This window comes from Methylobacterium sp. AC832 (genome assembly GCF_979256025.1).
Genome location: NZ_CEEDMV010000039.1, coordinates 1 through 289, shown reverse-complemented (window position 1 = coordinate 289; position 289 = coordinate 1). Strand labels below are relative to the sequence as shown.

The following is a 289-nucleotide window of genomic DNA, read 5'->3' as shown; positions in this document are numbered from 1 at the left end:
ATTTAATCAGCAACGCGATCAAGTATTCGCCGCACGACGGCCGCATCACCGTGCGCCTGACACGCTCCCCTTCCGGCTACCGGCTGGCGATCTGCGACGGCGGGCCGGGGATTGCGCCGGATCTGCGCGACAAGGTGTTCGAACGGTTCTACCGGGTGCCGGGGCAGGAGCAACTGGGTTCAGGGCTGGGGCTGGCGATTGCCGAACGGGGCGCGGCAAGGAACGGCGGCACGATCTCGCTGGAAGATGGCGAGCATGGACGCGGCGTGTGCGCGACCATCACGTTCAC

Annotated in this window: 1 protein-coding gene; it reads left to right on the top strand. The window is 66.4% G+C overall.

Features of this window, described 5'->3' with window-relative positions:
* Positions 1 to 289: sensor histidine kinase (locus AC0IXR_RS25035; RefSeq protein ID WP_471762593.1), on the top strand; the 289-nt coding region annotated here is incomplete at both ends.